This window comes from Bradyrhizobium sp., assembly GCF_019244115.1.
GTDB lineage: Bacteria > Pseudomonadota > Alphaproteobacteria > Rhizobiales > Xanthobacteraceae > Bradyrhizobium.
The window spans coordinates 1-7,948 of sequence record NZ_JAFATE010000017.1 but is presented as its reverse complement, the minus strand read 5'-3'; the positions used below and the strand labels follow the sequence as shown (position 1 = coordinate 7,948).

The window sequence follows — 7,948 nt, the reverse complement described above, 5'->3', positions numbered from 1 at the left end:
CTGTTTCTGATCCTGGCCTTCGTCAACGCCTCCGGCCTGTTCGTGCTGATGGGCGCCGAATTCCTGGCGATGATCCTGATCGTCGTCTATGTCGGCGCGGTCGCCGTGCTGTTCCTGTTCGTGATCATGATGCTCGACGTCGATTTCACCGAGCTGCGCGAGGGCTTTCTCGAATACATGCCGATCGGCCTCGTGATCGGCGGCGTGTTCCTGTTCGAACTGCTCCTGACCGTCGGGTTCTGGGTGATCAATCCCGGCACCGCCAAGCAGATCACGTCCGCGATCCCGGCCAATGTCCCCAACACCGAGGCGCTCGGCCTCGTGCTCTACACGAAATACATCCACTACTTCCAGCTCGCCGGCGTCGTGCTGCTGGTCGCCATGATCGGCGCAATCGTGCTGACGCTGCGCCACAAGGCCAACGTCAAGCGGCAGGACATCAACGTGCAGAATGCGCGCACGCCCACCATGGCTATGGCGCTCCGCAAGGTGGCGTCGGGGCAGGGCCTGTCGGATGCGGACGCGGCGGAGTGGGTGAAATGACCATCGGGCTCGGACATTACCTCGCCGTCGGCGCCATCCTGTTCACGCTCGGCATCCTCGGCATCTTCCTGAATCGCAAGAACATCATCGTCATCCTGATGTCGGTCGAGCTGATCCTGCTCGCCGTGAACATCAACCTGGTCGCGTTTTCGACCTTCCTCGGCGACATCGTCGGTCAGGTCTTTGCGCTGCTGGTGCTGACGGTCGCCGCTGCCGAGGCCGCGATCGGTCTCGCGATCCTGGTGGTCTATTTCCGCAACCGCGGTTCGATCGCGGTCGAAGACGTCAATCTGATGAAGGGCTGACCCCGTTATGGTCCAGGCAATCGTCTTTCTGCCGCTCTTGGGCGCCATTCTCGCCGGCCTGATCTCGCTCATCGGCGCCCATGCACGCTGCCCTTCCGGCGACACCGTGCAGCACAACGGCGACGTCCATGCGCATGACGCGCACGGCAGCGCGCCCATCGGCGGGGATGCCTCCGTGGTGCACGTCGCCCATCACGAGCCGATGGATCATGGCGGCCATGGCCATGACGACCACAACGCGCCCGCCGAGCCGGCGGCGTGGGGGTCGCGTCCGGCCGAACTGATCACGACGGGGCTGTTGTTCGTCGCCGCAGCGCTGTCCTGGTTCGCGCTGGTCGACATCGGCTTCCTGCATCACGATGCCCGGATAGCGCTGTTTCCCTGGATCAACTCGGGCGATCTGCAGGTGGCCTGGGCGCTGCGCGCCGACACGCTGACCGCGGTCATGCTGGTCGTCGTGACGACGGTGTCCTCGCTCGTCCATCTCTATTCGATCGGCTACATGGACGAGGATCCTTATCGGCCGCGCTTCTTCGGCTATCTCTCGCTGTTCACCTTCGCGATGCTGATGCTGGTGACCGCGGACAATCTGGTGCAGCTGTTCTTCGGCTGGGAGGGCGTCGGTCTCGCAAGCTACCTCCTGATCGGCTTCTGGTACCAGAGGCCGTCGGCCAATGCGGCAGCGATCAAGGCCTTCGTGGTCAACCGCGTCGGCGATTTCGGTTTCGCGCTCGGCATCTTCGCCGTCTTCATGATGATCGGCTCGGTCGATTTCGAGACCATTTTTGGTGCCGCCCCGGGTCTTGCCGGCAAGACCATCGACTTCCTCGGTTGGCAGGCGGATGCGATGACCCTGATCTGCGTGCTGCTGTTCATGGGCGCGATGGGCAAGTCGGCGCAGTTTTTGCTGCACACCTGGTTGCCGGACGCAATGGAAGGCCCGACCCCTGTCTCGGCGCTGATCCATGCCGCGACCATGGTGACCGCGGGCGTGTTCATGGTGGCGCGGCTGTCGCCCTTGTTCGAGCTCGCGCCGAACGCGCAGGCCGTGGTGATGTTCTTCGGCGCGACCACCGCGTTCTTTGCGGCGACCGTCGGTCTCGTGCAGAACGACATCAAGCGCATCGTCGCCTACTCGACGTGCTCCCAGCTCGGCTACATGTTCGTGGCGATGGGGGCGGGGGCCTATTCGGTCGGCATGTTCCATTTGTTCACCCACGCCTTCTTCAAGGCGCTGCTATTCTTGGGCTCAGGCTCGGTAATCTATGCGATGCACCACGAGCAGGACATCCGCATGATGGGCGGGCTTTGGCGCAGGATTCCCTACACCTTCACCGTCATGAGCATCGGCACGCTGGCACTCACCGGATTCCCGCTGTTCGCTGGCTATTTCTCCAAGGATGCGATCATCGAATCGGCCTATGCCGCGCATAATCCGTTCGCGACTTACGCCTATCTGCTGACTGTCGTGGCCGCCGGCCTGACATCGTTCTATTCCTGGCGGCTGATCTTCAAGACCTTCTTCGGCGAGCCGCACGACAAGCAGCACTACGATGACGCGCATGAAAGCCCGATGTGGATGCTGGTTCCGATCGGCGTGCTGGCAGCAGGCTCGATCCTGTCGGGCCTTCCGTTCAAGGAGATCTTCGTTGGCCCGCACGGCGTCGAGGAGTTCTTCCGCGAGTCGGTGAAGATGAACCCGCACATCCTCGAAGACATGGAGCAGATGCCGCGCCTGCTCGGCTTACTGCCGACGCTGATGATGGTGATCGGGTTCGCGATCTCCTACCTGTTCTACATCAGCAGGCCCTATCTGCCGGTCGAGCTCGCGGAGCAGCAGCCGCTGCTCTACCGCTTCCTGCTCAACAAATGGTACTTTGACGAGCTCTACGACATCATCTTCGTCCGTCCGGCGAAATGGCTGGGGTACACGCTCTGGAAGAAGGGCGACGGCTTCATCATCGACGGTTTTGGGCCGGACGGCGTCTCGGCGCGGGTGCTCGACGTCACGCGCAACGTCGTCAAGATCCAGACCGGCTATCTCTATCACTATGCCTTCGCGATGCTGATCGGGGTCGCCGGTCTCATCACCTGGTTCATGTTCGGCTTTGGAGGCCAGTAATGACAACCTGGCCCATTCTCTCGGTCGTCACCTTCCTGCCGCTGGTCGGCGCGCTGCTGGTCTATATCGTCCGCGGCGATGACGAAGCGACGCGGCGCAACTCGCGCTGGATCGCTCTGTGGACCACGCTGATCACCTTTGCGATCTCGCTGATCCTGGTGGCCCGCTTCGACCCCGCCGTCACCGATTTCCAGTTCGTCGAGAAGACGAACTGGCTCGCATCCGGCATCACCTATCACATGGGTGTCGACGGCATCTCGCTGCCCTTCGTGATCCTGACCACGGCGCTGATGCCGTTTTGCATCATCGCGAGCTGGAAATCGGTCACGGTACGGGTGCGCGAATACATGATGGCGTTTCTGGTGCTCGAAACGCTGATGGTCGGCACCTTCTCCGCGCTCGATCTCGTGCTGTTCTATCTGTTCTTCGAGGGCGGCCTGATCCCGATGTTCCTGATCATCGGGGTGTGGGGCGGGCCCCGGCGGGTCTACGCCTCGTTCAAGTTCTTTCTCTACACGCTGCTCGGCTCGGTGTTGATGCTGCTCGCCATTATGGCGCTGTATTGGAACGGCAGCACCACGGACATTCCGACCTTGATGCACACAGCGGTGCCGCGCTCGTTGCAGACCTGGGCTTGGCTCGCATTCTTCGCCTCGTTTGCCGTGAAGATGCCGATGTGGCCGGTGCACACCTGGCTTCCTGACGCCCACGTCGAGGCGCCGACCGCGGGCTCGGTGATCCTGGCCGCGATCCTGCTGAAGATGGGCGGCTACGGCTTCCTGCGCTTCTCATTGCCGATGTTCCCGCTCGCCTCGCACGACTTCACGCCGCTGATCTACACGCTTTCGGTGATCGCCATCATCTACACCTCGCTGGTGGCGCTGATGCAGGAGGACATGAAGAAGCTGATCGCCTACTCCTCGGTGGCGCATATGGGCTTCGTCACCATGGGAATTTTCGCCGGCACCATGCAGGGCGTTGCCGGCGGCGTGTTCCAGATGATCTCGCACGGCATCGTCTCCGGCGCGCTGTTCCTCTGCGTCGGCATCGTCTACGACCGCATGCACACCCGCGAGATCGCCGCCTATGGCGGCCTCGTCAACCGCATGCCGCTCTATGCGCTGGTGTTCATGGTGTTCACCATGGCGAATGTGGGGCTGCCGGGCACGAGCGGCTTCGTCGGCGAGTTCATGACGCTGATCGGCACGTTCAAGGTTGCAATCCCGACGGCCTTCTTCGCCACGCTTGGGGTGATCCTGTCGGCGGCCTATGCGCTCTGGCTCTATCGCAAGATCATCTTCGGGGCGCTGGTGAAGCCGGCACTGATGAGCATGAAGGACCTGACGTTCCGGGAATGCCTCACGCTGTTCCCGCTGGTCGCGCTCACCATCTGGTTCGGCGTCTATCCGAAGCCCGTGCTCGACATGTCGGCCGCCTCGGTGCAGCAGCTCGTCAACAACTACACCTCAGCCGTAACGGCCGTGAAAGCGGCCGCGCTGATGCAGTAACGGGATAATTCGCCATGAGCTTTGATTATCAGTTGCTGCCGGTCGTCCCCGAGCTCGTGCTCGCCGCGGGCGCCATGGTGCTGTTGATGCTAGGGGCCTATCGCGGGCAGGGCACCACGAGCCTCGTCACCGGCCTTGCGGTCGTGCTCCTCATCGTCACCGGCGTGCTCGAACTGATGCTGCCCGCGGGCAAGCTCGTGACCTTCGGCGGCAGTTTCATCGTCGATGATTTTGCGCGTTTCCTGAAGATTCTCGCCCTGATCGGCTCGGTGGCGACGCTGGTGCTGTCGTCGGAATTTTTGTCGGATCCGTCGCGGCGCATCTTTGAATATTCGATCCTGGTGCTGCTCTCGACGCTCGGCATGATGGTGCTGATCTCGGCGGGCGACCTGATCTCGCTCTATCTCGGGCTCGAGCTGATGTCGCTCGCGCTCTATGTCGTGGCCGCCAGCCACCGCGACAACGCGAAATCGACCGAAGCCGGCTTGAAGTATTTCGTGCTGGGCGCGTTGTCGTCGGGCATGCTGCTCTATGGCGCTTCGTTGATTTATGGCTTCACCGGCACGGTGAGTTTTGCCGGGATTGCAGCGGCTGCGAAAACCGGCAGCGTTGGTATCGTGTTCGGCATCGTGTTCCTGCTGGCTGGGCTCTGCTTCAAGGTGTCGGCGGTGCCGTTCCACATGTGGACGCCGGACGTGTATGAGGGCGCACCGACGCCGGTCACCGCATTTTTTGCCTCGGCGCCAAAAGTCGCGGCGCTCGCGGTGTTCACGCGCGTGACACTCACCGCATTCCCGGGCATCCTCCCGCAATGGCAGCAGATCATCGTATTCGTGTCGATCGCCTCCATGGCGCTCGGCTCGTTCGCGGCGATCGGACAGCGCAACATCAAGCGGCTGATGGCCTATTCGTCGATCGGCCACATGGGGTTTGCGCTGGTTGGGCTCGCGGCCGGAACGGTCGAGGGCGCTCAGGGCGTCCTCGTCTACATCGCGATCTATGTCGCGATGACGCTGGGCTCGTTCGCCTTCATCCTCGCCATGAAGCGCAATGGCCAGGCGATCGAGACGATCAGCGATTTCGCAGGGCTCTCGCGCACCAACCCGCTGCTTGCCTTCTTCTTCGCGATGCTGTTGTTTTCGCTTGCCGGTGTTCCGCCGCTCGCCGGTTTCTTTGCGAAATTCTACGTGTTCGTGGCGGCCATCAAGGCCGGCCTGTTCACGCTCTCGGTGATCGGCGTGCTCACCAGCGTGGTCGGCGCCTACTACTATCTCAGCATCGTCAAGGTGATGTATTTCGACGAGCCGCTGCCCCGCGTCGACCCGCTGCGGCTGGAAGTCGGCACGGTGCTGGCGCTCGGCGGCCTCTTCAACATCCTGTTCTGGATCTATCCGGGGCTCCTGGTCGGCGCTGCCAGCGCGGCCGCGAAATCGCTCTTTTAGATGCCGTTCTCGCTCGGTCCGCGCGCCATCTCCACAGGCTATCGGCTCGCGGCTTTCGACCAGATCGGTTCGACCAATGCGGAGGCGCTGGAGCGGGCGCGCGCGGGGGAGCGCGGTCCGATCTGGTTCGTGACCACGGAGCAGACCGCGGGGCGGGGGCGGCGCCAACGTCCCTGGATCGCGCCGCGCGGTAACCTCGCCAGCAGCATCCTCGAGGTGATGGATGTCGCGCCCTCCGTCGCGGCGACCCTCGGCTTCGCCGCCGGCCTTTCGCTCGAGGCCGCGCTGCGGCGGCTCAGCATGGAAGCGGCGCTGCGGTCAGGGCAGGGGACAAGCTTCTTCCTGAAGTGGCCCAACGACGTGCTGGCCGGCCAGCACAAGCTCGCCGGTATCCTGCTGGAGGCCGAGAGCGTCCCTGCCGGGCAACTCGCCGTCGTGGTCGGGATAGGCACCAATGTCGTCGCGGCGCCCGTGAGCACGCCGACGCCGGCCACGTCACTGGCTGCCCTCGGAATCAAGCTCAGTGCCGAGGAGCTGTTTCTCGCTTTGTCGGATGCCTGGGCGGAGTTTCGTGGTATCTGGGATCATGGCCGCGGCTTTGCAGATATCCGCAAGGCCTGGCTCGATCGCGCGGCCGGGCTTGGAGAGGCGGTCGCCATCAAATCGGGGCAATCAATCATTGAAGGCGTCTTCGACACCATCGACGAGCAGGGCTGCATGATCGTGCGGACGTCCGCGGGCAACAGGATGCCGGTCACGGCCGGCGACGTCTATTTCGGTTCGGCGGCCTCGGTAAGGGCGAACTGATGTCGCGGCCCGATGAACTCACCTTTGCGCCGCTCGGCGGCGTCGGCGAGATCGGCATGAACCTGTCGGTCTATGGCCTCGGCAACCGCCATCAGCGCAGCCTGCTCGCGGTCGATCTCGGCGTCTCCTTCGGCGACGAGGAGCATCTGCCGGGAATCGATTTGATCATGCCGGACATCCGCTTTCTCGAAAAGGAGCGGCAGAACCTGTTGGGCATCGTGCTGACGCACGCCCATGAGGATCATTTCGGCGCCATCATCGATCTCTGGCCAAAACTGAGATGCCCGGTCTACGCCACCAAATTCAGCGCCGCGCTGTTCGAGGCCAAATGCGAGGCCGAGCGCAACGCGCCAAAGATCCCGGTGACGGTCATCCCCTCCCGCGGCCGCGTCGATATCGGGCCGTTCAATGTCGAGTTCATCCCGGTGGCGCATTCGATTCCCGAGTCGCACGCGCTTGCGATCCACACCGAGGTCGGCACGGTGCTGCACACCGGCGATTGGAAGATCGATCCGACCCCGACCCTTGGTGCGCCGACCGATGAGCGGCGGCTGCGCGAACTCGGCGATGCCGGCGTGCTGGCGTTGATCGGCGATTCCACCAATGCGGTGCGGGAGGGGCGCTCGCCCTCCGAGGCCGAGGTCGCAAGGACCATGAGTGAACTGGTCAAGGCGGCGAAGGGACGTGTCGCGGTGACCACCTTTGCTTCCAACGTGGCGCGGATCAAGGCCGTGGCGGACGCGGCGAAAGCGGCCGACCGCGAGGTGGTGATCGTCGGACGTGCGATGGAGCGCGTGGTCCAGGTGGCGCGCGAGACCGGCTATCTCGACGGCGTGCAGAATTTCCGCTCGGCCGACTATTACGGCCATTTCCCGCCCGACAAGGTGCTGGCGCTGTGCACGGGCAGCCAGGGCGAACCGCGCGCGGCGCTGGCGCGGATCGCCAATGACGATCATCCGCAGGTCACGCTGAACCGCGGCGACTGCGTCATCTTCTCCTCACGGACCATTCCCGGCAACGAAAAGGCTGTGGGCGCCATCATCAACGGGCTGGTCGCCCAGGGCATCGAGGTGGTCACCGACCGCACCCACCTTGTCCATGTCTCCGGCCACCCCCGCCGCGACGAGCTGCGCGACATCATCGCATGGACCCGTCCACAGCTGCTGATTCCGGTCCACGGCGAGGCCCTGCATCTCTCGGAGCACGCCAAGCTTGCACGCG

General features: G+C 63.5%; 7 protein-coding genes. All 7 read left to right on the top strand.

Features of this window, described 5'->3' with window-relative positions; translation table 11 throughout:
• A partial coding sequence (locus JOZ76_RS00815) for an NADH-quinone oxidoreductase subunit J (RefSeq protein ID WP_291696739.1) occupies positions 1-543 on the top strand: 543 nt, incomplete at its 5' end.
• Positions 540-848, top strand: coding sequence for an NADH-quinone oxidoreductase subunit NuoK (gene nuoK, locus JOZ76_RS00810; protein WP_291696738.1), 309 nt, complete (start codon positions 540-542; stop codon positions 846-848). The genes JOZ76_RS00815 and nuoK, both read left to right, overlap by 4 nt.
• Positions 849-855: 7 nt before the next feature.
• Positions 856-2,970: an NADH-quinone oxidoreductase subunit L gene (gene nuoL / locus JOZ76_RS00805; RefSeq protein WP_291696737.1), complete on the top strand. Its 2,115-nt coding sequence runs from the start codon at positions 856-858 to the stop codon at positions 2,968-2,970.
• On the top strand, positions 2,970-4,478 hold the full coding sequence (locus JOZ76_RS00800) for an NADH-quinone oxidoreductase subunit M (RefSeq protein ID WP_291696736.1): 1,509 nt from the start codon (positions 2,970-2,972) through the stop codon (positions 4,476-4,478). Before nuoL ends, JOZ76_RS00800 begins: the two co-directional genes overlap by 1 nt.
• A 14-nt stretch (positions 4,479-4,492) precedes the next feature.
• Positions 4,493-5,920 carry an NADH-quinone oxidoreductase subunit NuoN gene (nuoN, locus tag JOZ76_RS00795; protein WP_291696735.1) on the top strand — a complete coding sequence of 476 codons (1,428 nt, stop codon included), beginning with the start codon at positions 4,493-4,495 and terminating at the stop codon, positions 5,918-5,920.
• Positions 5,921-6,727 (top strand): biotin--[acetyl-CoA-carboxylase] ligase, encoded by an 807-nt coding sequence (locus tag JOZ76_RS00790; protein WP_291696734.1) that lies wholly within the window; start codon positions 5,921-5,923, stop codon positions 6,725-6,727.
• Positions 6,727-7,948, top strand: a 1,222-nt coding sequence (locus tag JOZ76_RS00785; RefSeq protein WP_291696733.1) for a ribonuclease J, incomplete at its 3' end; no start/stop codon positions are given. The genes JOZ76_RS00790 and JOZ76_RS00785, both read left to right, overlap by 1 nt.

Excerpts from the sequence above, each read along its gene's own strand:
- nuoK (WP_291696738.1), top strand. The coding sequence starts at position 540 with ATGACCATCGGGCTCGGACATTACCTCGCCGTCGGCGCCATCCTGTTC.
- JOZ76_RS00790 (WP_291696734.1), top strand. The coding sequence starts at position 5,921 with ATGCCGTTCTCGCTCGGTCCGCGCGCCATCTCCACAGGCTATCGGCTC.
- nuoN (WP_291696735.1), top strand. The coding sequence starts at position 4,493 with ATGAGCTTTGATTATCAGTTGCTGCCGGTCGTCCCCGAGCTCGTGCTC.
- nuoL (WP_291696737.1), top strand. The coding sequence starts at position 856 with ATGGTCCAGGCAATCGTCTTTCTGCCGCTCTTGGGCGCCATTCTCGCC.
- JOZ76_RS00800 (WP_291696736.1), top strand. The coding sequence starts at position 2,970 with ATGACAACCTGGCCCATTCTCTCGGTCGTCACCTTCCTGCCGCTGGTC.